We start from the raw sequence: 26,957 nt of genomic DNA, 5'->3' as shown, positions 1-26,957 counted from the left end.
AATAAAGCCCCATTTTTCGATATTACGTCCGTTGATCGCTTACCAACCTTTGTTGTTGGGTTTAATGTTTGGATTACTCAATACTTCTGACTGCGGGATAGGCAGGTAGTAATACAGTGCGGAAGTTGACAGGTCTGTCTGTGTATCTCCGGCTTGCAGGTCGGCCTCATCCCTTTGTATCGGTAATCCCAGTCTTTTCAGGTCATAGTACCGGTGCCCTTCGAAGGGCAGTTCCCGGAATCTTTCCACCAGTATATCGTTCAGTAGTTTTTTAGGATCGGTGTAGGTTTGTGTTTCGTATCCTGTAATACGGGCCAGGCGCAGCGTATTCAGGTCTTCTGTTGCTTCCGCCAGCTGCCCCAGGTGTTGATAGGCTTCTGCGCGGATGAGATACATTTCTGACACACGGAACACTTTCACATCGTTGCGGTTTTCCGCGCCTTCTGCACCGGCGTATTTTTTAACAACATCAGCCAGCTGACCATCTGCAGCCAGTGCCGGGTCGTTGTCAAAATAGCTGCTGTAGCGGATATCGTTCTCATCATCATAAGCCTTTAACAGCTTAGTGGAAGGAGCAAAGTACACAATACCAATGCCGGCGTTTTTCCAGATATCGCCGGGGCGCAGATCACTGAGGTTGGTACGTTTCAGTTTGAAGATAACTTCCGCATTGCTCGCATCTGTCCAGATAGCGGGGAATTCGGCGCGGCTGGCGAGGTGGGACTTGCCAATGGCTTTGGTGGCGTTTTCGGCGGCCGCTGTCCAGTTGCCGGTGTATAAGGCCACGCGTGCCTGCAGTGCATAAACGGCCTGGATACCCATACGTGTCACGTCTTCATTATCACCTGTGAGGGTGGTGGCAGCATCGAGATCTTTGTGCAGTTGCTGAAAAAACTCAGCTGCGGCGGGCCTTGATGGTTTGTTCTCGATGTCCGGGCTGGTTACGTAAGGCACTGCGGGTGCATCGGCCTGGTATACACCGGCATAACTGAAATTGCGGTACAGCTCAAAGTGTTCAAATGCGCGGATGGCAAGCAATTCACCACGCAGTTGTTGTTTCTGCTGTTCTTCTGTATCGTTGTTGACAGGCACCTTGTCGAGTCCTTCCAGAATACGGTTCACACGGGTGATCACCTGGTAGGCATTGGTCCAGGGGCTGGCGATTTCGACATCACCACCTGCAAACGACCATCTGAAGAGGTTTTGGGCGGAGCCGTTCACACCGGCATTTTTTAACCCTATCCTGCATTCGTCTGCCATCACGGAGCCGATGCGTAAGGTGGATTCCGGCTGCCATCCGGCGTAAACGCCGAGGACGGCGCGGTTAACAGTTGTAAGCGAATTAAAAATTTCATTACCATCTACCTGGTCGGTAGGTTTTACATCCAGCATCTTGTTGCAGGAAGTGGAGTAGAGGGTGAAAGTGGCGGCAGTGAAAATAGTCACTGCCCTTTTTATAATAGCGTAATTCATATCTGATCAGGTTTTAGAAGGTTACATTGATACCACCGGTGATAGTGCGAGGCATCGGGTATTCGTATTGTGCGATATCGTTGGCATCTTCCGGATCGAAGCCACGCCATTTCATGATCGACAGCAGGTTCTGGCCGCTGGCAAACACTTTAACATTACGGATGGCGCCGGTCATGCGTGCAGGGATAGGTACATTGTATCCGAGGGTGATATTGCGCAACTTCACATAATCCGCACTGGTCACATTTCTGGAAGTAAAATAAGTGGCATACTGTGCGCCGGGATACTGGCTTACATCGCCTGGTTTCTGCCATATGCTGAGCATGTCTTTAGACTGGCTGTACTGGCGGTAGTTGGGACTGCCGGAGTGTGCATACAGGTCAGGATAGTTGAGACGGGACATACCATGGATAAAGCTCACCAGCATAGACAGGTCGAAACGTTTGTAACGGATGCTCATTGTGGCACCACCGATCAGTGGCGGATCGTAGGTGGCCTTCATCGGTACGGCATCATCGGGATTGTAGGTATTGGTTTCTTTTCCTTCTTTATCCAGATAGATCGGTGCACCTGTCTGCGGATCTACTCCTTGCCAGCGTACGGCGTAGAAGCTGCCCAGCGGACGGCCTACCATGTTCATAGTAGCTTCGTCGGCAAAGATCTGTTCTTCTCCACCCAGACTCAGAATTTTGTTTTTGTTATAGGCCAGATTCACGCCCAGGGTCAGGGAGAAGTCTCTGTTTTTGATAGCATCACCTTCCAGCATCAGCTCTATACCACGGTTACGTACTTTGCCGGCATTGGCGGCTATCGTAGCAAAGCCGGTAGTGATGGAGAGGTTACGGTTTACAAACAAACCTTCTGTAACACGGTTGTACACATCTATTTCACCACGCAGTCTGTTGCGGAAGAAACCAAACTCAAGTCCCACATCGCCGATACGGTTCATTTCCCAGTTGTAGGCAGGGTTGCCGGGTGTAATAGGAACCAGTGTTTTATTACCGTTGTAATCAGCAGGGCTGTATAAGGTTCTGAAGCCATAGTCGCTGGTGAAGCCACCGGCATTGCCGGTAAGACCGTAGCTGGCTCTCAGGCGCAGGGTGCTGAAGGCATGTGTTTCTTTCATAAAATCTTCTGCCAGGATGTTCCAGTTACCACCAAAGGCGTAGAAGAATTTGTAACGGTTGTTAGCAGGCACCTGGGAAGATCCATCGCGGCGCAGGCTGGCAGAAAACGTATATTTGTCACCGTAGGAATAACGGAACAGTCCAATCTGTGATACCAGTAATCTGTTGGGTGTTGTTTGTCCGCTGAGGGTGGGAATAAAGTTGTTATCCGGTGTGCCGGGAGTAATACCAGCAGGTGTACCAGGCAGTTCGGAAACAAGACCATACCCCGTGTAGCCGAAACCGTTACCTTTTATTTTATTGATTTCAGATAAGAGGTTGGCTTCTATTTCATGGTTTTTGCCCCATTGTTTGTTATAGCGTAATCCGCCGGTGGCCACCAGTCCAAGGCGGTTGTTCAGTCCTCTCTGATAAGAGCCCTGGTTACCGTTGCTCACCAGTTTACCATACCAGGAATCAGGTGTAAGGTATTCGGTGGTGTTGTTCTGCTGGAAGTCCATACCAACAGTACCGGTCAACTGAAACTCTTTGCTGAGGTCTACGGTTTCATTCAAAGACATCACGCCTTTTATCTGGTTATCTTTTTTCAGACTGTTGGCATAGGCGTCGAGTGCATTGGCGCCATAGCGGCCGGAACCTGGTTTGCCATAAGGAGACTCATATGGTAATGCATAGTATAATGCTGCGATAGGATTTTTTTCGGTGATGCCGCCGCCGCCGACAGCTGCGCCGCCTTCTTCTGCTACACCTTCATCCTGTATATATTTGATGGTAGCGGTGGAGATACCGATGTTCAATGTGGTTTTAAATCTGCCGCTGCGGTTTTGTATGTTGCCGCGCAGGCTATAACGCTCCAGGCCAGAATTCAGCGCAATACCTTGCTGATTAAAATATCCACCGGAGAGATAGAAAGTTGTTTTTTCGTTGCCACCGGAAACATTCAGGGAATGTGTCTGGATGCGGCCCTGGCGTAACAGGTGTTTGCGCCAGTCGGTGTTGATCTTCCGGAGGCTATCGAGATATTGGGTGCCAAAGGCAAAGTCTTCCGCTGTTTTAGGTACCAGCGTACCATTCACCATTTTGTTGGGATTATTTTTGGAATAAGCCCATCCTGGCATGCTGGGGTCTTGCAGTATTTCTTCAAACTGCAGCCGCTGATCGGTGTTCATCATATCCCATTTGGAGCTGTTGAGATTGGATACGCCGTACTGGCCGCGGTAGTTGACCCGCACTTTTCCATCTTCCCAGGCTTTTCCTTTTTTGGTGGTGATCACGATGACGCCATTGGCGGCTCTGGAGCCGTATTGTGCGGTGGCGGCTGCATCTTTTAATACGTGTATGGTTTCAAAGTCTTCTGCGTTGAGGGCGGCAAAGGAGTTGTTGGCTACAGGCACACCATCTACTACATATAAAGGGTTAACATCTCCGTTGATAGAGCCTAGGCCACGGATAGATACCCTGCCGGCTTCACCGGGCTGACCAGTAGGAGTACCGACATATAAACCGGGTGCACGTCCCTGCAGCATTACATCGAAGGAGGCTACCGGTGCCTGTGTGGTCATAGCTACAGGCAGACTGGTGACAGCGCCGGTGGTGCGGGATTTGCTTTGCTGTGTGTAACCGGTGATCACTACTCCTGTAAGCGCCTGTGATGTGGATGAAAGAGATACATCCATTACATCGTTGCCGGAGATGGCTTTTACAGAAAGGTCACTGTAACCTATATACGAAAAACGGAGATTGTTTTTCCCTCCGGGCATCATAATGGTATAATGGCCGTTGGCATCTGTTGCTACGCCATTGGGAGTGCCGGGCACAGACACACTCACGCCGATCAATGGCTGCTGCGTGAGCGAGTCTATGACCGTACCTTTAATGGTCCGTTGCTGGGCCATACCGGTAATGGATAATACCAGCAGAACTACAAACAAGAAAATAGATTTGATCTGCATAATTAATCGTGTAATTAGTAAGTAAGAGATAGGCTGTTGAATACGGATGCAAAGCTAGCTGCACTACATTAGAAGAGAATTAAGACCAGGCGGGGAAACCGTTAGAAAGCTATTAGGAAATTTTAATGTGGGAAAAGTTTGGAATTGTAATAAACATGCGAAGACCCTGGTCGGTTTAGGAGCCAGGGTCTTGATGTATCAGATATGGATATTGTCTTAATTTATCGGGGAAATACAAAACGAAATGTAGTGCCTGCCCCGGAAGAAGAATGTACGTGAATAGCACCGTTGTGCAGGCGTACAATTTTTTCAGTGAGAGAAAGTCCGATGCCAAAACCCGCATAGGACATAGCATTGGCGCTGCGATAAAACGGCCGGAATATTTTTTCTGTTTCTCCTTCCGGGATACCGATGCCTTTGTCGCTGACGGTAACATGAATCTGTGTATCGGTGGCATTCAATTCGCAGTATACTTCTTCGCCTGCTGAAAACTTAATCGCGTTTTTAACGACATTGCTTAAAGCGAGAAACAACAAATGCCGATGTCCCTGCATGGTTACCTTCGATACATCCAGACCAAAGCGGAAGACTATTTTCACGGGATAATGTCCGTTGTTGCTCCATTCATCTACCACTTCCCACAGCAGTTCGTTCATGCTTACCTGTTGGAGGTCATTATTGTCCATATTGGCCTGGGCCAGCTCCAGCAGGCTGCTGATAAGGCTGGTGAGTTTGGTGGCGTCTTCCACTACATTTCGTAGTGTGGTTTTATATTCTTCGGTGTTTCTGTTCTGCAGGAGGGCTATTTCTGCTTCTCCCAAAATGGCGGTGATAGGTGTTCTCAGCTCATGCGAAGCATTAGCAATAAACACTCGTTGTGCTTCGAATGATTGTTCCAGATGTTCAAGCAGATGATTGATGGTGATGGATAATTCATCTATTTCGTCTGTTTTGTGAGCATTGACATGTAAGCGTTTATCGAGGCTGGTGGCCCGGATGGTCCTTACATTATCGATGACGTGATTGATGGGACTCAGGGCCATGCGGGAGAAAATACGGCCTAGTATATACGTAATTAATAATGATAACAGGAAGGCTATACTCATGATCCAGGCCAGCTGCCGCATATTTTCGATACCGTTGCTGTCTACTGCGGTGGCTACGATGATGAAGTTACCGGAGTTATCCATATAATAGATGGCGCAGGCCTGCTGTCCATTGCGGGTGAAGCGTATCCGTTTCTGGCTAACCACCTGTTGCAGGGTGGTTTTGTCCCAGCGTACGGTATCTTCTTTGATAAATACCGGTTCAAACTGGTTGTTGTAAATTCTGATTACTTCCTGATTAAGGGAGCGGGGGTATTTTTTTAAGACTGCGAGGAAACCTTCCTGTGAAAGGTTATCTTCTGCGAGATAAAACTGGGCCACGGTCATGGCCCGGTCTTCCAGTTTATCGTAAAAGCTGATTTTACGATTTCTTTCCACCAGGGAATAAATGCCGGCCAGCAGGATGAAGAGGAGCACGGCAAACAAAAAAGTGAATTGCAGGGATAACCTGTTTCTTACAGTCATATTGTTACATTTCTCTCAATACATATCCTACGCCAATAACGGTATGGATGAGCGGTTTGGAGAAACCTTTGTCCACTTTGGCGCGGAGGTAATTGATATATACGTCTATGAGGTTGGTACCTCTGTTAAAGTCAATGCCCCATACTGTTTCTGCCATATGTGCACGGGAGAGTACTCTGTTTTTATTGGTGATCAGCACTTCCAGCAGAGAGAACTCTTTTACAGTTAGAAAGATCTCTTTATTATCCCGGAACACGGTACGGTTATAGCAGTTCAGTTCCAGGTCGGCCACCCGGTACACTGCTGCCGGAGTTACGGTCTGACCGCGACGGTGCAGCGCATTGATGCGTGCCAGCAGTTCATCGAAATGAAAGGGTTTGGGCATATAATCATCGGCGCCGCTTTCAAAGCCCTGTACTTTGTCCCTGACGGTTCCCAATGCAGTGAGCATCAATATCGGCAGGCCCTTTTTATGGGATTTGATACGTCTGCATACTTCCAGTCCATGTAAGGTAGGCAAGAGCCGGTCCAGTATCACCAGATCATAATCATACTGCATGGCTACATGGCAACCATCCTGTCCGTCGTATGCTACAGTTACCGTATGTTGATGTGCTTCCAGTCCTTTTCTGATAAACGCTGCTACTCTAGGTTCGTCTTCTATCAATAAGATATTCATAATAGTAATGTGGGGCTAAATTAAGGGGACTACTGAATATATAGCGCTGCATTAGAGGATTCTAATCCAGGATGAGAGAGTTTTAATCTCAGATGCCTGTTAAATAAATGATAAGCAATAGGGGGGCTTCTTTTTTTTAATGTCTTATGAGTAGAGATTAACTAATTTCGCCCTTTTTTTAAATGCAGTGTCAGGCCTGCATTTTGTATTTAATGGATGATCATGGAAAAGAATACCTTGCTGTTAACTGTTTTTGCTGCTGTTGGACTTTTATCCTGTAAGGAGGATAAAAACAAGCCTGCAGCCCAGCAGGCATTGCTGATGGCTGTTAATGCGGCTCCCCAGGCGGGCCCGGTAAACGTAGTGTATAACGATAGAAAACGAGTGAACAAACTTCCCTACGGCAGCTATAGCAACCGTTATGGTAACGCCTACAGAAGTATTACCACACTAGACACAGACGACCTGATGGTGGAAACCGAAGATGGTAAAGTGGTGATAGCCGATAATCTGTGCGTGGAACAGGGGAAAAAATATTCTCTTTTTATTTATGATACACTCCAGGGCAGCCCTTCCAGGCTTAACTATTCCCTGGTGCCCGATAATATACCAGCGCCAGCCATAGGCCAGGCCCAGGTACGTTTTCTGCATCTTTCTCCCGATGCGGCCCCTGTACTGGTAGATATCTTTAAGGAAACAGACAGTGTACGCCTCACAGCGACTCCTATGCCTTATCTGGCTAATATCCGTAAACCCGCTGAGGTGGCCGGTTTTAAACCGGTGAAAGGAGGTGTCTACCAGGTGAAAGTAAAACAGCTCCATGGAGACATCATGGAAACTATTCTCGATATTCCCCGTGTAAAACTCGCCGACAGAGGTACCATCACCCTTTATCTGAAAGGACTGATGAACGGCCAACCGCCCTATTCACTGGATCTCGGGCTGATCAGGCATTAACGCTGCTGACTAAACAACCATGCCGGTAATATAGCCGTGGTATAAAGTTCACTGTATATCTCATGGCCCAGCTGGTCTGCTTCCCAGAAGCGCTGCCGGCTGCCCCGTAGCGTTTGCTGTAACAAGGAATCAGTGCGGAATGGATTTTCATGGTCTGCGTTGCCATGGATAGTCCATAATGGCGTGGAAGCCAGCACCGGCAGGTGGTTGAAGTCGGGTATGCCGGAAACAGCCACCCCGGCCGCAAAGAGACCTGGCCGCAGACCAATGCTGTTGTAAACACTGGACGCGCCCATCGAAAAACCTATCACATAAATTCTGTTGGTATCCACAGACAATACCTGCTTTAAGGAATCAATGAGTTGTAACACCGTATTGGTATTGGGGCCAGGTACTGATACCAGCATCCCCCGAATGCTATCCATCACATAATTGGAAGAACGCTCCGGAAACTGTGGTGCTACTACATATGCGGGATAGTCCTTCCTGATGTCCTGCATGGCCCACATCTTAGCCAGTATACCCAGCTGGCTGATATTGTCTGTGCCCACCGCTCCGGAACCATGCAGCACCAGCACCAGTGGATAACGTTTGTTGCGACCAACAGACAGTGGTGTGAGTAAACGATATTTGATAGTCCTGAATTGATAAGGCTGAAAAACATGCGCGTCTATCCCGCGGATAGCGGCTTTTATACTGTCAACGTGCTTGGGGTTTGCGGTGGAATGAACCAGGGAATAGGCTGTGGGCTGCTGTTGGGCGGCAACGGCTAACGACAGCAGTAACGCCAATAGGGCGAAAACGGAAATATTTTTTTTCATGAAAAAAGGTATATCGTAAAGCTAACGATTCTCTTTACCGATACCGAAAAAAGATAAATGAAATTTATCGTGAGTCAACAGTGTTCAGGAAGAAGAAGGAAATTAATATTTAAATTCACTGAAATAACCTCACAACATGAAACCTTTCATCCTGCTTTGCTGGCTTTGTTTGTTCACAGGCGTATTGCCTGCTGCAGCCTGTTCTATTTTGTATTACATAGATGCACAAACGGGAAAGATTTATGCAGTGAATAATGAAGACTACTGGTATGATGTAAACCCTTATATTAAAATTCTTCCGCATAAAGATAACCAGCTGGCCCGGCTATGGTACGGATGGAATGGCAGAGCGCAGGGAGGGGTGAATGAAGCAGGTTTGTTTTTTGATGGGGCTACCACACCGCTGGAGAAACGGATAAAAGGATACAGTAATCCTTCCGGCAACCTGGGTGATGAGATACTGGCGACTTGCAGCACAGTAGAAGAAGCGCTTACATTGCTGGAAGAAAAGAAGGTGGCGCTCACAGATGGCCATATGTTGCTGGGAGACAGGTTCGGACATGCCACTGTGGTAGAGTGGGTAGATGGCAAAAGAAACCTGATCAATATTAAAGACAATGTGCTGATGGCAACCAACTTCCTGTTAACTGATAAGGAAAAAGGAAATTATCCCTGTCCGCGTTATGCTGCGATGGAGGCTGCGGTGAAACAACTGCAGGCCGCTGGAAAGCCGGCAGGGCTCAAAGAAATAGGAAATATTGCCGCCAGGGCTGTACAGCCCAAAGCCATGGGCCCTCATCATCGGGAATACGGTACCCTGTATTCCAGTTTTATCAATATCACGGACATGGAGTTGGTGCTGGTGTATAAACTGGACAATTCGAAACTCACTAAGCTGGACCTGAAGGCTGAATTTGCAAAGCCAACGGAACAAACCATCCGGCTGCAATAACCCGTTGTTAGGGGTTATTGCAGATAGTTGTTGAGTTCATCAACAGTCTGTCGGGCTGTCCTGCCTACGCCGATCAGGGTGGCAGAGGCAAAGCCGGTCCATTGTCCGTAGCCTACCAGCCACAAACCTGCTATGGTGGTGGCTCTGGTGCCTTTGGTTTCTATCCTTCCGTTGGGATGGATAATACCCAGTGGCCGAAGATGTTCGAGTACAGGGCGGAAGCCGGTACAGAATATAACGGCATCGGCTGTTTCTTTTTTTCCATCTTTCCAGCCAATTCCTTCGGGATAGAAATAGTCGAAAGAGGGTAGATAGTGTTGGTACACACCATTGGCCCTGGCTGTTTTAACGGAAGGCACCATCACAATATGGCCAAGGGAAGGACGCTGAAAGTCTTTCCCCTGCTGCATAGCTTCATATTGCATGGTGGCTGCGTCAAAAAGATATTTGCCATCGATATGGTCGGGCAGGAATTCGGGTGCCTGTCGTGTAATCCACAGGGTATCGGCGACTGGTGATATATCAGCGAGCAGTTGTGCACCGGAATTACCTTCGCCTACAATGGCTACCCGTTGTCCGCTGAAAGCGCCTGGTTCGCGGTATTGGGAGGAGTGCAGGATATTGCCGAGGAAGAGGTCTTTGCCGGGAATATCCGGGATATACGGATTGGCAAAACTACCGGTAGCACTCACCACTGCGCGCGCGCGGTAGCTGCCGGCGCTTGTTTGCAGGAGGTAAATGTTTCCTTCTTTTTCTACGCTCAGTACTTTCACTGGTCTTTGTACCGGAAACTGGTACCGGTTTTCATATTCCTGCAGATAGTGGATGGTTTCGTCGCGACTGGGATAATGCTGCTGTCCGCCTGGCATGAATATGCCGGGCAGTGAGCTCCATTGCGCCGGAGAGAACAACGACAGAGAATGCCAGGCATGCTGCCAGGCGCCACCAGGGCGGGCTTCACTGTCCAATAGTAAATAACGCAGGGACGTACGCCTGAGATAATAAGCTACTGCCAGTGCACTCTGGCCTCCTCCGATAATGATCACGTCATATTCCATCTTCCTGAATTAGTGTTCCGTTACAAAGGTCCTGTAATAATCCTTTATATGTTGTCTGGCAAAAAAGTTAGGGAGATCATTTATTGTTTTTAAAGGATACTTGATAAAAAAGTTGTCAGTAAAGATACTGCTGTATTTCTGCGCTAATCCTCTGTGGTACTGGATGTTAATGTTTCTGAGGTTAAAAAGCATTCGCAATTTTATTCAATTATCAATACATTGAATTGAAAAAAAATATAATAAATGAAAAAAGTTGTAAAAATTGTTTTGATTGTTTTCGGAGCGCTGTTTGTCATTGGATTCATCTCAAATCTGGCGAAAGTTGGAAAGGCTACCAAGGCTGTTAACGATTCAACTAAAGTGCAAGTATCCGGAACCGACCCCAAAGAAGGCGAAGCTGCCGTTGCCAGTGCCTGGAGATATTCTGAAGACGAAGATAAAATGACCTCTGACAAGGTTTACCATGCAGAGGTGGATGCCAATGAACTGTTGCAGTTTGAGTTCCCTTACCAGGGCGGTTCTACGGCAACATTGTATCTCAGAAATAAAAACAAAAAGAATAATTTGTTATTAATGGTGTCAAAAGGACAGTTTAATTCCAGCTTTCAAGGCCAGAATATTAAAGTGAGATTTGATGACGATAAACCCATGACTTTTGGCACATCTAATGCAAATGATGGAGATACAAAAGTGTTGTTTATTGATAATGTTTCAAAGTTCATTGCACGAATGAAGACAGCTAAAAAAGTGTTGATAGAAGCCGAATTCTATCGTTCAGGCGTACGGCAGATGGAGTTTAATGTAAGTGGTTTTAATTGGGCTCATTAATTTATATTACATACACAAAATTCAAAACCTGGCGAGAAGCCAGGTTTTTTTATGCCCTGATATGCTGTATTTATTGAGAAAATTTATAAATTGTATGAAGACGATGTAAATGCACTATAAAAAAGGCCATTAACGGGAAGGAATATATTAAAAGACAGGACCAATCGGCATAAACTTAATATCCACGTAATATTGAACGATTACTTTTGTTGTGACAGTTATATTTCCTTTTTATGACCGTGCATAAACCAATTACTTCCTGTAAAGCAGGTACTGTGGCAGATCGGCTGGCTTTTGAGCAATCTGTGGCTGCTTACTGGAACAAGCTCCTGGCCATTGCGGTGGCCAAAACCAATGCACACGATGCGTTTGATATTGTGCAGGATATTTTTCTTTCTTTATGGGAGAAATGGGATACAGCTCCGAAAGATGAAGGTCTTGAGTTTTATCTGTTACATGCGCTGAAACTCCGCATATTTAAATACTACCGTACCAATGGCCGTTACCAGGCCCACCTGAAACAGCTGGAAACATTATTGCAGGATACGCTGGATACGCCCGGCGCCTTTGCCCAGGAAGAGTTATATGGGCTGCAGGAAGCTGTATTAAACGAAGCGCTGGATACTTTGTCACCCAGTCAGCAGCAGCTGATGACGTTAAGAGTCCGTCATCATTATTCATATCAACAGATTGCCGGGATGCTGGACATAGACCCGGCTTCCGCCCGTGTATTATACAGCCGGGCCCTGAAACAGGTGAAAACACATATCAAAGCCAATCCTTCCCTGGCACTCAGCCTGGTGGCCTCCTGGGTGTTGTTTACAATTCCTTAACGTTGGCGTAGTTAACATTTTTTTGCTCCCGGGTATTCTTCAGTAGATGACACCACAAAAATATCCAGGGGCTCAGGCCCTGTTAGAAAAATTTCATGCAGGGAAATGCAGCCCTGAAGAACTGGAGATCCTCGACCGGTGGTATAATGGTTTGGGAGAAGGGACACCTGACTTGTCTGCCCTGGAAGCAGACCTGTTGCGGGAACAGTTCCTGGCCAGTTTCAGAAATGCATTGCCTCCGGCTATTATGCCATGGTGGCGCCGCCCGGGTATCAGGTGGTCTGCTGCTGCCAGTATACTGCTGCTGGCAGGCACTGCATGGCTGTGGAAAGGCAGTCCGGCCCGTATATCCGGCAGCCTGGCCCAAAACGGTATGGTGACCATCACTAATAATACCACCGGTATCAAACAGGTAACACTGCCCGATAGCTCTCATATCTGGCTCAATGCTTATGCTACCGTATCCTGGAAAAAAGATTTTAACCAGCATGAACGCAGTATAACGCTCACGGGTGAAGGTTTTTTTGATGTACATGCCAGCGACAAACACCCTTTCATCATCCATACCAGGGATATGGCCATCCGCGTACTGGGCACACAGTTCAACGTAGAAGCCTATGCAGCGGAAAAAACTACCAGGGTATCACTCCTGCAGGGTAAAGTACAGGTGGAAGCCCGTAAAAACAAATCCGTGGCTACTGTATTAAAACCCGGCTATGCCGCCGCTTACAACAGTGGAGAAACGTTGATGCATGTGAGTGAAACCGATGCCGCCAAGGTAGCTGCCTGGAAAGACGGCGCTTTCACCGCCACCGACATCCCGCTGAAAGACGCAGTCACCAGGCTCTGCGACCGTCATGGTTATTCTGTAAAATGGAAAAATACAACAGACATACAAAAGAATATTACAGTCATATTTAAAACAGACAGCTTCACCAGAATGCTGGACAATTTATGTTACATCAGTCGTAAACAGTATAAAATTTCCGATAGAGAAGTGACCATTTTTTAAAAAAGCTACAACACTCCGAAAAACAACTTATATGAAAAGGAAATTTACAGTCTCGGACCAACAGGTCCGCAGCGGCGGGCCTGCCATGTCTGGCATCAAACGCGCCCTGTTGCTGGGTTGCTGCCTGCTTCCTGCCACCCTTGGCTTTGGACAAAACAACCTGAACGAAAAGGTTAAACTGGACGTTTCCAGCGCTTCCCTTTCGCAGGTGCTAAAAGCATTAAGCAACCAGAGCAGCTTCACTTTCAACTATGTCAAACAAGATTTTGATGGTATCACTATCAAAAATCTCAAAACAGACAATATCACCCTCAACGAAGCACTGCATCTGCTCAGCAACCAGTCTGATATAGAATACAGCGTTAGCGACAAAGCAATCCTGCTCCGCAAAAGACAACAACAACAGGAAACAACGACCTCCGGTAAACAGATCACAGCACATAAAATCACCGGTCGTGTAACCACCGAAAATAAAGAACCTATCCCCGGCGTAACCGTTTGGGTGAAAGGCACAAAAAACAGAGCCATCACCGATGTCGAAGGACGCTACGAAATAACCGTGGATACCGAAAATCCTGTACTGAGCTTCAGTTATGTAGGTTATCAGACAACAGAACTCACTCCCGGTAATAACAATCACATCGACCTGGTACTCAAAACCAGCAACAGCTCCCTGAATGAAGTAGTAGTGGTAGGTTATGGCACCGCCAAAAAAGGAGACCTCTCCGCTGCCGTTGCCGTAGTACCCGATATGAAACAAATCAAGGAACGCCCGGTACTCGATGTGGCCAACATGATCCAGGGTAAAGTGCCTGGTATCACCGTAGTAAGCAACGGTGGCCATACCAGCGAATCCAACAACGTGGTGATCCGCGGTGTGGGCTCCCGTGGTAAGGAAAGTGTACTGTACGTAGTAGACGGTGTGCCCAACGCACCCTATAACCCGGCCGATGTGGAATCCATTACTGTATTAAAAGATGCGGCTTCCGCAGCTATCTACGGTGCTTTCTCCGGTGCTTCCGGTGTTATCCTCGTGACTACACGCCAGGCTACCAAAGGACAACCCAACGTACAATATACCAGCTTTGTAGGCGCCAAACAGGCATGGCGTACCCTGCAATCCCTCAAGGCTGAAGACGAAGCAAATGTGTCTAACCTGGCCTATATCAATGCAGGCCAGCCACCACTGCCCGGATGGGATTCTACCCTGAACCCTTATGCACAGGTGACCCGTACCAACTGGATGAAGGAAATATTCCGTACCGGTATGATACAACGTCATAACATCAGCGTAAATGCAGGTACAGAAAAATTCTCCACCCTCCTGCAGGCCCGCTATGAAAACGAAGAAGGAACCCTCCTCAATACTTATAATAAGAATATCTCCCTGCGCTTTAATGCTAACTATGAATTCTCCAAAAAAGTAAAACTGCGGCAGGATATCTTCTGGAACAACAACGATAACAGAGATGCTGAAACCGCCAGCGGTTACACCGGCGTTATCCTCTCCGCCATCTACATGCCACGTGCTGCCACCCCTTATTATGCAGACGGCTCTTTCGGCGGCGTTGGACCCATCGATTCCAAATACCTTGGTATCCATGGAGACGTTGTAAACCCGGTAGCTACACTGCTCCGCAACCAGCCTTACAATAAAAAAAGCGACCTGCAGTCTGTAACAGAACTGAACGTATCTGATATCATCCCGGGTCTGAGCTATTTATCCCGCTTTGCCTACCGCCAGAACAACGGCCTTTGGAAAAACTTTGAGCCTAAAAGACTGGAGCCAGGAAAAACAAATGCCCAAAACAGACTGTCCTATGCTTCTGATAAAGGATATTCCTGGATATGGGAAAATACCCTGAACTACAACAAAATCATCAAAAAACACAACATCGGTGCGATGGTGTCTATGACAGCACAAGAAGCTGGCAACCGCAACTTCACCACTGCCGCCAGAGGCTTCGAAAATGAAGCTGACTGGGCACGGTTTTTTGTGAACGCCGGTATATTCGATCAGGACCGTCCAACAGATGATGAATGGAAAGACAGAAACGCCTCTTATGTAGGAAGAATCTCCTATAGCTGGGCCGACCGCTATTTCGTGACCGGTAGTTACCGTTATGATATCGCCGGCAGACTGGCCGACGGTAACCGTGCCAAAGGTTTTCCCGGTGTGACAGCCGCCTGGAAAATCAGCTCTGAGCCATTCTTTCATGTCGCTGCAGTAGACCTGGTAAAAATCAGAGCCAGCTGGGGCCGCATCGGTAACATCGGCTCCGTTGACCGCTACTACGGTTATCCTAAACTGAAAGATAATTATACCTATCAGATCGGAAATGGTGCTCCCCGTGTAAACGCACTGTACACCGAAGTGCAGAACAATCCTAACCTCTCCTGGGAAACATCCCAGCAAACAGATATCGGTATCGATGTCAGCCTGCTCAAACAACGCCTCAACATCACCGCTGATTATTTCGACAAACGTACCTACGATCTCATCAAACAGCAGGATACTTACTGGCCTAATACCTTCGGCCTCAAAGCCCCGCTGATCAACCAGGGTGAAATAGGTAACAAAGGCATCGAGGTGGCTGTGAACTGGCACGACAAAATAGGTGCTGTAGGCTACGACCTGAGTGCTAATATGGCTACCCTGCAAAACCGGGTGTTATATATCGATGAAAACCCTAACTCATTCTGGGTACACTCCGACAGCTGGAGAAATGTATTGTCTCCTTACCGCTCCAAAGTAGGACAACCTTATTACTCCTATTGGCTGATACAGTCTGCCGGCATTTTCCAGTCAGATGCTGAAGCCAACGCCTACACGAAAAACGGACAGAAAATACAGCCTAATGCCAAAGCCGGTGACCTGAAATTCGTGGATCAGAATGGCGACGGAAAAATTGATGATGCTGACAGAGTGTATATGGGCAATGCCTTCCCTAAACTGACTTATGGCTTTACTGCCAGCTTTACCTGGAAAAACTTCGATCTGAGCCTCTTCCTGCAGGGTGTTGGTGGTGTAAAACTGTTCAATGCCTTCAAACAGAGCACGCTCAACGGAGCTGAACAGGGTTACAATCGCTGGGACAAAATACTGGATGCCTGGTCTCCTGATAATACCGGCTCCAATATTCCACGTATCTCTGCCAAAGATCCCAACAAAAACTTCCAGACAGCTTCTGACTGGTATCTGGAAAATGGTAACTACCTGCGCCTGAAAAACCTGCTGATAGGCTACACCTTCAACAAGATGCGCTGGAACCAGGGTCTTCGTGTATACTTCAGCGGTGACAACCTGCTCACCTTTACCAAATATTCCGGAATGGACCCTGAAGTGGGCGGTGTAGGCCTCGATGGTGGACAGTTCCCTGTATCCCGTGTGTATTCGCTGGGTCTTAATGTTAAATTCTGATCAACTCAACAATCATGAAAAAGAGAAATATTTATATACCCGTTCTGATAGCGCTGATGGCCGGCGGAAGTGGCTGTACCAATAAATGGGTAGATACCAAACCTAATGGCGCTCCTTCTTCAGCATTCTTCTGGCAAAGCGATAATGATCTCCGTAAAGCCACTGCTGCGCTGTATATCGAAATGAAAAGTGAACAAACCTGGGGAAGGGATCTCTTCTGGGTACAGGATGCCAGCGATGACGTGATCATAGGCAGGGTAAAAGCTGATGGAGAAAATATCAAGAATTTTATTCCCAGCGGCCGCGAAGGTTACCTCACTGAAGGATGGAATCGCTTGTATGGTACTATCAGCAAAGCCAACCAGACCATTCAGGGTATTCAGTCTGCAGTGAATGTATCGGATGCCGTAAAAAAACAATCACTGGGCGAAGCCTATTTTATGCGCGGTTTTGCACATTTCTGGATCGCTTATATGTGGGGCCATAAAAACCAGGGCGTGCCTTTTGACGGACCGGAAAATGCTGAGTATGGCAAACGTATTCCGCCACAACTGGCATCTGTGACCGACAACTACGCACAGATTATCAGCGACCTGCAGAAAGCAGCAGACCTGCTGCCTTTGTTCGAATCTTATGGTGATGCCGATAAAGGTCGTGCGCATAAAGCTGCTGCCTGGGCCTACATGGTAAAAGTATATGCTTACTGGGCACAGTTCGACAAAACCAAATGGCAACAGGTACCAGCACTGTGTGATAAAATCCGCGATGAAGGTCACCGTGCCCTCATCACTGGTAAAGCCAGCGCAAAAGATAACTACCAGGCTGTTTTCAGCGTGGCCAACAACTGGTCTTCTGAATATATCTGGTCTGTAACTTCCAGCGTTCAGGGCGGTTCCGAATTTCCGGGTGTAGTACTCGAAAACAAAGGATGGCTTAAGTACAATGGTTGGGGTTATTTCCAGCCTACCGAAGAGCTGTATGAAGAATATGAAGCCAATGACCCAAGAAGAGAAGTGACCATTCTGAAATTTGGCGACAAATTTACCTATATCGGACAGGACAGATTATATACTTCTACCAACAGTTTGTCTGGTTTCCAGATGAACAAATATATGGAACCATATAGCCACGGTTCAAATGGTGACATGTCTTCCAATACCTTTGCAAGCTCTGATCCCGATTATCCAACTACAACATTGAACCTGCCGCTCATCCGTTATGCAGAGATCCTGCTGTTTAAAGCAGAAGCGCTGATCCAACAGGGCAGGGCAGGAGAAGCAGCTGCACCGCTCAATGAAATAAGGGCTCGTGTAGGACTCGCGCCTGTGGCCACTCCTACCATGGACGATCTTAAACACGAACGTCGCGTGGAACTGGCTTGTGAGTGGACAGACCGCTTCCATGATCTTAAAAGATGGGGAGACTATGCTAAAATCAACGCTCCGCTGCATGGCCGTATCCATGCCAACCGCGAAGATCCGGCTTCTCCTTATACCATCAAGGAGGTTTGGCCTGCCCGCAACTTTAACCCGGACAAACATATGGCATGGCCTATCAGCCCGGATGAAATTGCCCGTACCAACGGCGCTTACAAACAAACACCAGGCTGGTAATAACCAGGCATAGTATAAAAAAAGGAGGCTGAAATTTTCTGATGGCAGGAAATTTCAGCCTCCTTTTTTATATAGGTTGTTTATCTTTAAACACAACCTAAATCCTGTTACTTTTCTATGCTTTTGTTTTTATTAGTGATAACGGCACTTACCGCAGCATTGATGGCGGGGCTTTTTTATGCCTATTCCTGTTCTGTTAATCCGGGGCTGGGCCGTTTGTCGGATATCTGTTATATGTCGGCTATGCAGTCCATCAACAGAGCGATCCTCAATCCTGTTTTTTTTATTGGTTTTATGGGTCCGGTATTTTTGTTGCCTTTAAGTACCTGGCTGGTCTTCCGGGAGGGTGCAACTGTAAGCGGCTGGTATCTGCTGGCAGCGACTATCATTTACCTGGTGGGTGTTTTTGGGGTAACCGCGGGCGGTAATGTACCGCTCAATAATGCGCTGGACAAAGTATCGCTGCAGGCGGATGCTGCAGAGATAGCTGCACAACGCGCCCGTTTCGAAAAACCATGGAACCGGCTCAATATGGTTCGTACCATTGGCGCCATCATAACAGTGACGCTGGTCATCATCGCCTGTCTGAAAATGAATTTTTAAAATCAAGGGCCGGGAGTCATACGACGCCCGGCCCTTGTATACTACCCTATCTGTAGAGATTAGTTTTTCTGTATGTAGCCAAAGAGGCCGTGTGATTCACCATTAGGGCCTGCAGTGAAAAATATCTTATTCCCGGCACCCGTCACATGACTTTCAAGTGCCCATAATCCGTCGATTTGCAGTGGGGCGTTCCCTTTCTTGAGTTGTCCAAGGAAGGTACCATTTTCATTGTATGCATTAATACGGCCATCGCCGAAGTTACCGATCAGAATCACATCATCTCCCAACCCGGCAAAGCCGGTACAGCCTTCTGTAATACCCCATGGAGAATTGAGGGTACCCTGGGAAGCAAACCTTCTTACAAAAGAGCCATCAGGTTTGAACACATCTACATATCCGTTACCGGGGCCAGCCTGGTCGTCATGTTTGTCTGGTTTCTGTTTGGCGTAAGTAATATACAGTAAACCGTCGATGTTCTTGATATTAAACGGTGCGAAACCAGCTGGAATATTCGGGTCATGGATGCCGTTGTAAACAATAAGATTGAACGCGGAGTCATATATATCAACAGTGCCATCATGGAAATTAGTGGCGTAAATATAGAATGAACCATTATCATTAGCGATAGTAATGCCTTTGTAAACAGCATTGGTTCTGGAGCGATCGACCTTTATCACTCCTGAATCGCCGGATGTCCAGGCTACAATAGTGCCACTTTCTGTAGCAAAAATAAAATGGGCCCCGCCAAAGCTGTTCGTATTGTTGAATACTACACCACTGGGAGCAGAACCACCTTTTTCGGAAAATGCAGGGATTCTCACCGGCGCTCTCAGTGTGTTTCCGTCTTTATCATAGATAACACTCTGATCGGTGCCATTGGAGGAAATCCAGAAAGCTCCGGTAGGGCCTACTGCAAGCCCCCAGGCATTAAGAAGATTTTGATCAATGTGAGCCGCACCGAAACCAGCGGTGTCAGCAACCAGGTTGGTTTGTTTGTAATCTTTGGATAAACAATCACAATCGTTGCAGTCATGACCATCGAATCTGCGGCAACTGGTTACCATCATTAAAAGCATGACCAGCATCACTGCCATTCCTGAATAAACATTTCCGGGATGTGTTCCTGCAGTCAATCTTGCTGCAAGCATTTTTTTAAATGAAGTTGTCATCTTGCTGCGTTTTAGAAGTGAAGGAATAATGATCGTATCGTTTCCTGAACCTGAATGATCAAAGAGGACGGCCGGGAACTATGCTGTGCCCGGCCGCTGTGCTGCTGCAATTCCTGGTAGATGTACTGTATTGTGGATGTTAATTCTTCAGGATGTAACCAAAGAGGCCATGAGTTTCTTCAAGAGGGCCTGCAGTGAAAAAGATTTTATTTCCGTTACCGGTTATATGACTTTCAATAGCCCATAATCCATCAATCTTCAGCGGAGCATTACCTTTCTTGAGTTGTCCGAGGAAGGTGCCATTTTCTTTATAGGCATTGATATGGCCATCGCCGAAGTTGCCGACAAGGATCACATCATCACCAATTCCGCCGCTGCAACCTTCTGTAATACCCCAGGGAGAATTAAGCGTACCCTGAGAAGCAAACCTTCTTACAAGGGAGCCATTAGGCCTGAAAATATTGATATATCCATTGCCGGGACCTGCCTGATCATCATGCTTATCAGGAAGTTTCTGTTTGGCGTAAGTCACAAATATAGAGCCGTCGATGTTCCTGATATTAAACGGTGCGAAATCGTTTGGAATATTCGGATCACGGAATTGTTTGTACGAAATATAGTGGAAAGCAGTATCAAATACGTCTACAGTTCCATTGTGGAAATTGGTGGCATAAATATAGAGTTTGCCACTGTCACTCGCGATAGTAATACCTTTGTAAACAGCATTAAACGCGGAACGGTCTGCCTTAATCACAGCAGAGTCGCCGGATTTCCAGGCTACAATAGTGCCATCTTCTGTAGCAAAAATAAACCGGTTGCCATCAAAGCTGCTGGAGCTATTGAATACTACACCGCTAGGTGCGCCTGCGCCATGGCCGGAGGGAGAAGGAATGAATACCGGTCCTCTCAGTGAATTGCCATCCTTATCATAAATAACGCTTTCGCCGCTGCCATTGGCTGAAATCCAGAAAGCACCGTTGGAGCTTACAGCAATGCCCCAGGCATTAACGAGATTAGGATCAATGCGGCCTGCACCAAAACCTGCGGTATCAGAAACAAGGTTGGTTTGTTTGTAGTCTTTCGACAAACAATCACAGTCACTGCAGTCAGGGTGGTCCCATTTGTGACAGCTGGTAGCCATCATTAATAGCATGACCAGCATGGCCGCTATTCCCGAATGAACATTTTTAGCATGGGGTCCGGCAGCCAGTCTTGCTGCCAGCATTTTTTTAAATGAAGTTGTCATCTCTCTACGTTTTTTAGGTGAAGGATTAAGCATGGTGGAGTGAAAGCATCATTCCATCGACCGGTCCGCTAAGCAATTATGCATTGTCTTTCTTGCTACATTTATTCAAAGGGGCTTACACCAATCTCTGCTGTCATAATCACTATGCAGGATTTGTTATTTCGGGGTCAGAAATATTTGGGTGGTGAGATGAATAAATAAGGATTAAATGATAGGAAAAGTTGACTCTTTGGAAAAAATATTATTCTTTGAAGCTAAGGATGGGGACGGTTTTTATGACTTTTATGGTTGTTGTTGCTATCCGCTGAAATTTATTTTTCCGATAGATAGCATCCGTGGATTTAGTAAATTCATACAGTCATGTTTTTCTTCATTAATAATCATTAATGCAATGATTTTTGTTGAAAGTGAATTTGCCCCGCTGCAAACGGTCGTACTGGCTGAATCGGAATTTGGAATGCCTAAAGTGCCTCGTGAAGAAGATCTTAAATTTTTACGTCCTGAAGCATTCACCGAAATGTATGAAAAGGCCGGTATGGATTACGCGGAGGCATATCCTGAAAGTCAGCAGGCATGGGAAAATGAACGCATCGCACTGGAAGCAGTACTGACAAAACACGGTGTGAAAGTGCTGCGTCCGCGGCGGTTGACCACCGCTGAGAAACGGGCTGCCGGTGATGATGGTTACGCTAACTTTTTTGCCCGTGATCCTTTTTTTACCATCGGTAATCTGGTCATTGAAGGCTCTCTTCGTTTTCTGCACCGGCGCATGGAAATACTCCCTATCAGGGATATCATCCTGAAGAATGTATATCCGGAAGACTGTATGTATGTGGCTGCTCCCCGCCCGGAAGTGGCTGCAGCCGACGATCTTACACTGGGGCCTGGTCCGTTTATAGAAGGAGGGGATGTGCTTGTACTCGATAAACATATTTTTGTAGGTAACTCTGGTCTGGCTTCCAACGCACTGGGCGCACGCTGGCTCGAAAAATTACTGAAGCCACATGGTTATACGCTGGAGATGCTACGTCTGCAACCGGAAATCCTGCATCTGGACTGTGCACTGGGACTGATACGCGAAGGTCTGATGGTCATTTGTGAAGCTGCTTTTAAAGATGGCGTGCCAGAAAAACTACGCTCCTGGGACCGTATTCCGGTTACCCTTGAAGAAACCTCCCTGCTGGCCACCAATGGACTTCCGATCAGCCCTGAGGTATATGTGACCGATCCTGTGTTTAAGCATATTGGAGAAAAGATCGCTCAACACGGAGTTAAAGTGGAATATGTGGATTTCCAGGTATCACGCAGCCTCGGAGGCGCCTTCCGTTGCAGCACTCAACCCTTGTTGCGTAAAAGTTGAATCCGGATAATAGACTTCAGCTTTAAAAAGTATCACTTTTTTCCTATTTTTCTACAACATCACACACCTTTTTAAGCCGGAAAAATGACAAAACAAAAAGTAAGTCTTAATGCTCAGGTAACAACATTTCTGGATAATCTGGAACATCCGTTACGAAAGGAAATCGAACAACTGCGGCAGGAGATTTTGACCACCTGTCCGTCATTGATGGAAAATATAAAATGGAATGGTCCCAATTATCACTTGCACGATAAAGACAGGATAACTATGAAAATTCAGCCACCCCGGGCAATTCAGTTGATATTTCATCGCGGGGCAAAAGTGCTGGCGATGCCCAAAGAAAAACTGATATCCGACGATACAGGGCTATTGGTATGGAGGGCTAATGATAGAGCAGTGGCCACTTTTAAGAGTACAGCTGATATTAATCAGCATAAAGATGTGCTTTCAGGGTTGATACAGCAATGGATCGCAAAAGCATAATACGCAGACGCCTATACGCAATTGTACTAACGACAACGATTTAGTCCGTATATTTGGTTATGATGCCTATATTTTCACAAACGATAACTGACTGCTGGCAGGCGCCCTTTTTGAACGGAACCCTTCTCTGTAGTGATAACTTGTTTACAGTGATTGTTAGTCCGCACCTGGACGAAGATAGCCCCATAACGGTGCTGGAAATGCCCGACGGCCAGATAAGGGTAGCCCTGACTCCTGCGCTGGCAGATCATCTGGACCTTCATCCACAACAAAATTTAACAGCTCAGGACTTCCGTCGGAAACTAAATGAAGCAGATGTACAGCTCCATGGTGCTGATTATCTTTTTTATTTTTTGGAAGAAGAGAAACAGATATTGCTGCAGGAACCTGTGAAAGCTAACGTGCGCCGTTTAACAGCACAAGACAAAGTGATTTTTGATGCGTTTTGCTCCCAGGCTTCCGAAGAAGATCTGGATGGCGCTTATGTAGAACTGGACCACTGGGCGGTATTTGGTGCTTTTGATGAAGATCGACTGGCTTGTGCAGCCAGCATATACGCCTGGGGAGATACAAAGATCATGGACCTGGGTGTGCTGACACTCGATGCTTTCAGAGGAAGAGGACACGCCCGTCAGGTAGTGCGTGCCATCTGCCAATATGCCCTTGAAAACGGATATGAGCCACAGTACCGGTGCCAGCTGGATAATCTGGCTTCCGTGGCACTGGCTAAATCAACCGGTTTAACTTTGTTTGCAAAATGGGATACGATATTTCCCGACTCCGGAGACTGAGTCATTTTAGTTTAAACCGATGATAACATCATCGGTTTAAACTAAAATGTTATTAAGCTCAGCTGCCGAATAATTAACAGATTTCAGTGTTTTGTTATCAGATTTTCTGTAAACAAGATACAGGTCGTCTACTTTATTATAGTAACAATCTGTGTTGTGATGAGTCTTATAATGCTCAATGGTTTTTTCGGCTTCTTCAATGGTTTTGCATGCCTTACTCATGTTGGACCGATGCACTTCACTGAACAGCGTATTAAATTTTTCACCTAATCCAAACTCCAGGATAGCCCCGGCTAACACATATTGCAGGTCGCATAAAGCATCTGCAATTTCAACAATGTTTTTATCTGCAATTGCCTGCTGTAATTCATTTAATTCTTCACTTATAAGCGATACTCTTAAATCACATCTTTGCTGATCGGGAATAACAGGTGTCTTTTCAATCGGGTGTTTAAAGGTGGTATGAAACTCGGCCACTTTATTGAGCGCTTTTACATCTTCCATCATTAATTGAATTAAAAGTAAACAAGGGCTCAAATATAGGGCTTATCCTGAAATTTAATGGGATGCCATAGATACCAACAAATGCGAATAATATATGATATCGTTATAAAAATTTTAATGCATCTTTAATAAGGAAACCAGAGGGATAATATTTTTTACCCGTTATTAATACTGAAAAACCTTAAAATCCTTAAACCGAAACCCAAACACCATGCGTTCAATTTGTAGCAACCTTGCCCTCATCATGATCTGCCTGCTTGGCCTCACATCATGTAGCAAAAAAGAATTATCAGAAAACAGCAGCAACAAAGATGTCAGTAAGACATCTCCCAAAACGGAACTGATCGACTACCGCCAGGAACTGCGCACCTTTATCCAGGATATCAGCGCCTGGGCACGTGCACAGAAACCCGGATTTATTGTGGTAGCACAAAACAGTACGGAGCTGATCACTACCAATGGAAGTCCTGCCGGCCCTGTTGCGGCTAACTACCTCAAAGCCCTCGATGGCATTGGAAGAGAAGAGTTATACTATGGTTATGAAAATAATGACGACTCAGTAACCCCCTCCAATGTCACCAATGCATGGGTAAACCTACTTAAAATTGGTACTGCCAACAAACTCACGGTTCTTACTACAGACTACTGCAGCACTGCAACGAAAGTAACCGCTTCTTACCAGAAGAATGAGAAAAATGGCTTTATCTCTTTTGCAACGCCCAGCCGTGAACTGAAAGTCATACCAGCCGGCGCTCCTTATCATGAGAATGTAAACAACATCAACACACTCGCTGATGCTAAAAACTTTCTCTACCTGATCCATCCAACCAATAACCAGTACCTCAACAATCTGAAAGCTACCAACTACGACGTACTGATTATTGACGCTTTTCAGCTTGATAATGAAAGCGTTACCTGGACAAAAGATCAGGTCAATTCACTTAAGGTGAAAAAAAATGGCGCCAAACGCTTGGTGCTGGCCTACATGAGCATAGGACAGGCAGAGGATTACCGCTGGTACTGGAATCCGTCATGGCTCAACAATAAGCCAGCATGGTTTGGCGATCTGGACCCTGATTGGGGAGGCAACTATAACGTACGCTTCTGGATGCCGGAATGGAAAGCCTTTATTTATGGTAACGCCAACTCCTATACGCAGAAAATACTCGATGCAGGATTTGATGGTACCTACCTCGATCCGGTAGACGCTTCCGGATACTGGGAAGAACATCCCAATACAATCATAAAACGCTAAGGCGCTTCGGGTAAAAGACAAAAAAGCCGCATATATCGAAAGATGTATGCGGCTTTGTCGTTTTGGGTGGATCTGTTTTTTAATCTTTGTTTACCCACCCCCTTCAAAACTTACCTATGCTTTAATCAAAATTGATTTTGTCAACCTGGTTGTTTCCATAAAAATAATTCGCCTCAAATGATTTTCCGTCCTTATGATAAACTTCTTCAACAATTATTTTATCAGCAATTTTGTTTCTTTCCAGGATATATGACTTTTGCTCTTCCGTTAATTTTTCGAATGGAATAATCCTTTCAAATTCATATCCTTCATCATACTTATATTCAAATGCGTATCCCCTTTTCTGCCATTTAATTTTTGCTTGAACCCCATTTGAATCCACACTGGTAGATAAATTCACCTGATTGTCATGAGCAAAGGCCGATACGGATTGAAACAGCATCACAACACCAGATAATACCATGGCAATATATCCGACCTTTTTGAATACAAATTCACTCAGGAAAGGTAATATCCATTTCATTGTCCAGGAGGAGACAACAGCTGCTATAGCCACCACGGCGCCTATCCATATAACTTTTGCAGATATTAATCCAAAGATGGCATATAGAATAATTTTAATCAGATGCAGGATAATTTCATTTGCTGCCCTGGTAGCAACAATTTCCTCTTTTTTAAGGCCATAGCGCATATAAAACTTATTGAACAACAGTCCTACTGCACCAGTTAAACCAGATAAAAATCCCGCAGAAAAGCCAATCATCGACAATGTAAAATTACCTGGCTTCTCTGTCTGGTCATTCTCCTCAGTCTTCTTCCTGAAAACAAATGGAAGATTGCCAATTAAAAAAAGTCCCATCGCAATTTCCAGATACAATGGATTAATAAATTTCAGGAGTAAGACACCGAGCCCAACCGCAGGTAACGCCGCAGGCACAAAATACCGAACGATAGGCCAACAAATATTTTTTCTAAAAACATATAATCTTGATGCAGAACTGGTAAATGTGCCAATAGATAATGCAGCCGGCACCTGTGCAACAGGTAACAGCCTTCCAAGGATCGGGAGCATGATTAACCCTGCTCCACCACCACAAATAGCACTTATTGCAAATGCTAAAAAACTACAGATAAAAACGATTAACAACAACACTAACATCTGTTCTCAAACTTTTTAAAACCCCAGGGTATTGTTTTTCCAGAGCTTCTGGTTAAATAATTACTGCAAAGGTGGCACATGATTTTGGAG

Annotated in this window: 22 protein-coding genes; 12 read left to right on the top strand and 10 right to left on the bottom strand. The window is 46.2% G+C overall.

Features of this window, described 5'->3' with window-relative positions; genetic code table 11:
• Positions 1-39 precede the first annotated feature (39 nt).
• The 4 genes from DF182_RS07485 to DF182_RS07470 form a co-directional block, all read right to left on the bottom strand.
• Positions 40-1,473, bottom strand: coding sequence for a RagB/SusD family nutrient uptake outer membrane protein (locus tag DF182_RS07485; protein ID WP_113615026.1), 1,434 nt, complete (start codon positions 1,471-1,473; stop codon positions 40-42).
• Positions 1,474-1,486: 13 nt separating this feature from the next.
• Positions 1,487-4,531, bottom strand: coding sequence for a SusC/RagA family TonB-linked outer membrane protein (locus DF182_RS07480; RefSeq protein WP_211327075.1), 3,045 nt, complete (start codon positions 4,529-4,531; stop codon positions 1,487-1,489).
• Between the two features lie 242 nt (positions 4,532-4,773).
• Complete coding sequence (locus DF182_RS07475) at positions 4,774-6,123, bottom strand: sensor histidine kinase (protein ID WP_113615024.1); 1,350 nt, start codon at positions 6,121-6,123, stop codon at positions 4,774-4,776.
• 4 nt (positions 6,124-6,127) lie between these two features.
• Entirely contained in the window at positions 6,128-6,802 is a 675-nt protein-coding gene (locus DF182_RS07470) for a response regulator transcription factor (RefSeq protein WP_113615023.1), read from the bottom strand.
• A 222-nt stretch (positions 6,803-7,024) separates the two neighbouring features.
• Between DF182_RS07470 and DF182_RS07465 the strand changes: the two genes are divergently transcribed.
• Complete coding sequence (locus DF182_RS07465; RefSeq protein WP_161964083.1) at positions 7,025-7,759, top strand: DUF4397 domain-containing protein; 735 nt, start codon at positions 7,025-7,027, stop codon at positions 7,757-7,759.
• Here the strand turns inward: DF182_RS07465 and DF182_RS07460 are convergent.
• Positions 7,756-8,580 carry a carboxylesterase family protein gene (locus DF182_RS07460; RefSeq protein WP_113615021.1) on the bottom strand — a complete coding sequence of 275 codons (825 nt, stop codon included), beginning with the start codon at positions 8,578-8,580 and terminating at the stop codon, positions 7,756-7,758. The genes DF182_RS07465 and DF182_RS07460 overlap by 4 nt on opposite strands.
• Before the next feature lie 136 nt (positions 8,581-8,716).
• Between DF182_RS07460 and DF182_RS07455 the strand changes: the two genes are divergently transcribed.
• Entirely contained in the window at positions 8,717-9,532 is an 816-nt protein-coding gene (locus DF182_RS07455) for a carcinine hydrolase/isopenicillin-N N-acyltransferase family protein (RefSeq protein WP_113615020.1), read from the top strand.
• Between the two features lie 14 nt (positions 9,533-9,546).
• On the opposite strand, the gene DF182_RS07450 is transcribed toward DF182_RS07455, so the two are convergent.
• Complete coding sequence (locus DF182_RS07450) at positions 9,547-10,590, bottom strand: ArsO family NAD(P)H-dependent flavin-containing monooxygenase (RefSeq protein WP_113615019.1); 1,044 nt, start codon at positions 10,588-10,590, stop codon at positions 9,547-9,549.
• A 243-nt stretch (positions 10,591-10,833) separates the two neighbouring features.
• Between DF182_RS07450 and DF182_RS07440 the strand changes: the two genes are divergently transcribed.
• From DF182_RS07440 to DF182_RS07415, 6 genes are all read left to right on the top strand, one after another.
• The gene (locus DF182_RS07440; RefSeq protein ID WP_113615017.1) at positions 10,834-11,418 is read left to right on the top strand and encodes a hypothetical protein; all 585 of its coding nucleotides are present in this window, start codon (positions 10,834-10,836) and stop codon (positions 11,416-11,418) included.
• Between the two features lie 233 nt (positions 11,419-11,651).
• Positions 11,652-12,251 (top strand): RNA polymerase sigma factor, encoded by a 600-nt coding sequence (locus DF182_RS07435; protein ID WP_113615016.1) that lies wholly within the window; start codon positions 11,652-11,654, stop codon positions 12,249-12,251.
• A 46-nt stretch (positions 12,252-12,297) separates the two neighbouring features.
• Complete coding sequence (locus DF182_RS07430; protein ID WP_113615015.1) at positions 12,298-13,263, top strand: FecR family protein; 966 nt, start codon at positions 12,298-12,300, stop codon at positions 13,261-13,263.
• A 31-nt stretch (positions 13,264-13,294) separates the two neighbouring features.
• The gene (locus DF182_RS07425) at positions 13,295-16,684 is read left to right on the top strand and encodes a SusC/RagA family TonB-linked outer membrane protein (RefSeq protein WP_245957387.1); all 3,390 of its coding nucleotides are present in this window, start codon (positions 13,295-13,297) and stop codon (positions 16,682-16,684) included.
• Positions 16,685-16,698: 14 nt separating this feature from the next.
• On the top strand, positions 16,699-18,297 hold the full coding sequence (locus DF182_RS07420; RefSeq protein ID WP_113615014.1) for a RagB/SusD family nutrient uptake outer membrane protein: 1,599 nt from the start codon (positions 16,699-16,701) through the stop codon (positions 18,295-18,297).
• A 117-nt stretch (positions 18,298-18,414) separates the two neighbouring features.
• Entirely contained in the window at positions 18,415-18,900 is a 486-nt protein-coding gene (locus DF182_RS07415; RefSeq protein ID WP_113615013.1) for an anthrone oxygenase family protein, read from the top strand.
• A 59-nt stretch (positions 18,901-18,959) separates the two neighbouring features.
• Here the strand turns inward: DF182_RS07415 and DF182_RS07410 are convergent, their stop codons facing one another.
• A complete protein-coding gene (locus DF182_RS07410) occupies positions 18,960-20,069 on the bottom strand; it encodes a TIGR03118 family protein (RefSeq protein WP_113615012.1) in 1,110 nt (369 codons plus the stop codon).
• A gap of 139 nt (positions 20,070-20,208) precedes the next feature.
• Positions 20,209-21,315: a TIGR03118 family protein gene (locus tag DF182_RS07405; RefSeq protein ID WP_161964082.1), complete on the bottom strand. Its 1,107-nt coding sequence runs from the start codon at positions 21,313-21,315 to the stop codon at positions 20,209-20,211.
• 391 nt (positions 21,316-21,706) lie between these two features.
• On the opposite strand from DF182_RS07405, the gene DF182_RS07400 reads away from it, so the two are divergent.
• The 3 genes from DF182_RS07400 (at position 21,707) to DF182_RS07390 (ending at position 23,949) form a co-directional block, all read left to right on the top strand.
• Positions 21,707-22,675, top strand: coding sequence for a dimethylarginine dimethylaminohydrolase family protein (locus DF182_RS07400; RefSeq protein WP_113616803.1), 969 nt, complete (start codon positions 21,707-21,709; stop codon positions 22,673-22,675).
• An 84-nt stretch (positions 22,676-22,759) separates the two neighbouring features.
• Positions 22,760-23,158, top strand: coding sequence for a DUF1801 domain-containing protein (locus DF182_RS07395; RefSeq protein ID WP_113615010.1), 399 nt, complete (start codon positions 22,760-22,762; stop codon positions 23,156-23,158).
• Positions 23,159-23,307: 149 nt separating this feature from the next.
• Positions 23,308-23,949, top strand: a complete 642-nt coding sequence (locus tag DF182_RS07390) for a GNAT family N-acetyltransferase (protein ID WP_211327074.1) — start codon at positions 23,308-23,310, stop codon at positions 23,947-23,949.
• Between the two features lie 36 nt (positions 23,950-23,985).
• Here the strand turns inward: DF182_RS07390 and DF182_RS07385 are convergent, their stop codons facing one another.
• A complete protein-coding gene (locus DF182_RS07385) occupies positions 23,986-24,456 on the bottom strand; it encodes a pyrophosphohydrolase domain-containing protein (protein WP_211327073.1) in 471 nt (156 codons plus the stop codon).
• 208 nt (positions 24,457-24,664) lie between these two features.
• On the opposite strand from DF182_RS07385, the gene DF182_RS07380 reads away from it, so the two are divergent.
• Complete coding sequence (locus DF182_RS07380) at positions 24,665-25,708, top strand: endo alpha-1,4 polygalactosaminidase (RefSeq protein ID WP_113615008.1); 1,044 nt, start codon at positions 24,665-24,667, stop codon at positions 25,706-25,708.
• A gap of 121 nt (positions 25,709-25,829) precedes the next feature.
• On the opposite strand, the gene DF182_RS07375 is transcribed toward DF182_RS07380, so the two are convergent.
• Positions 25,830-26,867 (bottom strand): sulfite exporter TauE/SafE family protein, encoded by a 1,038-nt coding sequence (locus DF182_RS07375; RefSeq protein ID WP_113615007.1) that lies wholly within the window; start codon positions 26,865-26,867, stop codon positions 25,830-25,832.
• Between the last annotated feature and the right edge of the window lie 90 nt (positions 26,868-26,957).

The sequence above is a fragment of the Chitinophaga flava genome (assembly GCF_003308995.1).
In the GTDB taxonomy this organism is placed as follows: domain Bacteria; phylum Bacteroidota; class Bacteroidia; order Chitinophagales; family Chitinophagaceae; genus Chitinophaga; species Chitinophaga flava.
This window is presented reverse-complemented; position numbering and strand designations above follow the sequence as displayed.

Bases quoted from the DNA above. Each gene is read 5' to 3' on its own strand.
- DF182_RS07410 (WP_113615012.1), bottom strand. From the start codon at position 20,069: ATGACAACTTCATTTAAAAAAATGCTTGCAGCAAGATTGACTGCAGGA.
- DF182_RS07465 (WP_161964083.1), top strand. From the start codon at position 7,025: ATGGAAAAGAATACCTTGCTGTTAACTGTTTTTGCTGCTGTTGGACTT.
- DF182_RS07440 (WP_113615017.1), top strand. From the start codon at position 10,834: ATGAAAAAAGTTGTAAAAATTGTTTTGATTGTTTTCGGAGCGCTGTTT.
- DF182_RS07435 (WP_113615016.1), top strand. From the start codon at position 11,652: ATGACCGTGCATAAACCAATTACTTCCTGTAAAGCAGGTACTGTGGCA.
- DF182_RS07395 (WP_113615010.1), top strand. From the start codon at position 22,760: ATGACAAAACAAAAAGTAAGTCTTAATGCTCAGGTAACAACATTTCTG.
- DF182_RS07380 (WP_113615008.1), top strand. From the start codon at position 24,665: ATGCGTTCAATTTGTAGCAACCTTGCCCTCATCATGATCTGCCTGCTT.
- DF182_RS07475 (WP_113615024.1), bottom strand. From the start codon at position 6,123: ATGACTGTAAGAAACAGGTTATCCCTGCAATTCACTTTTTTGTTTGCC.
- DF182_RS07450 (WP_113615019.1), bottom strand. From the start codon at position 10,590: ATGGAATATGACGTGATCATTATCGGAGGAGGCCAGAGTGCACTGGCA.
- DF182_RS07470 (WP_113615023.1), bottom strand. From the start codon at position 6,802: ATGAATATCTTATTGATAGAAGACGAACCTAGAGTAGCAGCGTTTATC.
- DF182_RS07405 (WP_161964082.1), bottom strand. From the start codon at position 21,315: ATGACAACTTCATTTAAAAAAATGCTGGCAGCAAGACTGGCTGCCGGA.
- DF182_RS07425 (WP_245957387.1), top strand. From the start codon at position 13,295: ATGAAAAGGAAATTTACAGTCTCGGACCAACAGGTCCGCAGCGGCGGG.
- DF182_RS07460 (WP_113615021.1), bottom strand. From the start codon at position 8,580: ATGAAAAAAAATATTTCCGTTTTCGCCCTATTGGCGTTACTGCTGTCG.
- DF182_RS07455 (WP_113615020.1), top strand. From the start codon at position 8,717: ATGAAACCTTTCATCCTGCTTTGCTGGCTTTGTTTGTTCACAGGCGTA.
- DF182_RS07400 (WP_113616803.1), top strand. From the start codon at position 21,707: ATGATTTTTGTTGAAAGTGAATTTGCCCCGCTGCAAACGGTCGTACTG.
- DF182_RS07420 (WP_113615014.1), top strand. From the start codon at position 16,699: ATGAAAAAGAGAAATATTTATATACCCGTTCTGATAGCGCTGATGGCC.
- DF182_RS07375 (WP_113615007.1), bottom strand. From the start codon at position 26,867: ATGTTAGTGTTGTTGTTAATCGTTTTTATCTGTAGTTTTTTAGCATTT.
- DF182_RS07415 (WP_113615013.1), top strand. From the start codon at position 18,415: ATGCTTTTGTTTTTATTAGTGATAACGGCACTTACCGCAGCATTGATG.
- DF182_RS07430 (WP_113615015.1), top strand. From the start codon at position 12,298: ATGACACCACAAAAATATCCAGGGGCTCAGGCCCTGTTAGAAAAATTT.
- DF182_RS07385 (WP_211327073.1), bottom strand. From the start codon at position 24,456: ATGATGGAAGATGTAAAAGCGCTCAATAAAGTGGCCGAGTTTCATACC.
- DF182_RS07485 (WP_113615026.1), bottom strand. From the start codon at position 1,473: ATGAATTACGCTATTATAAAAAGGGCAGTGACTATTTTCACTGCCGCC.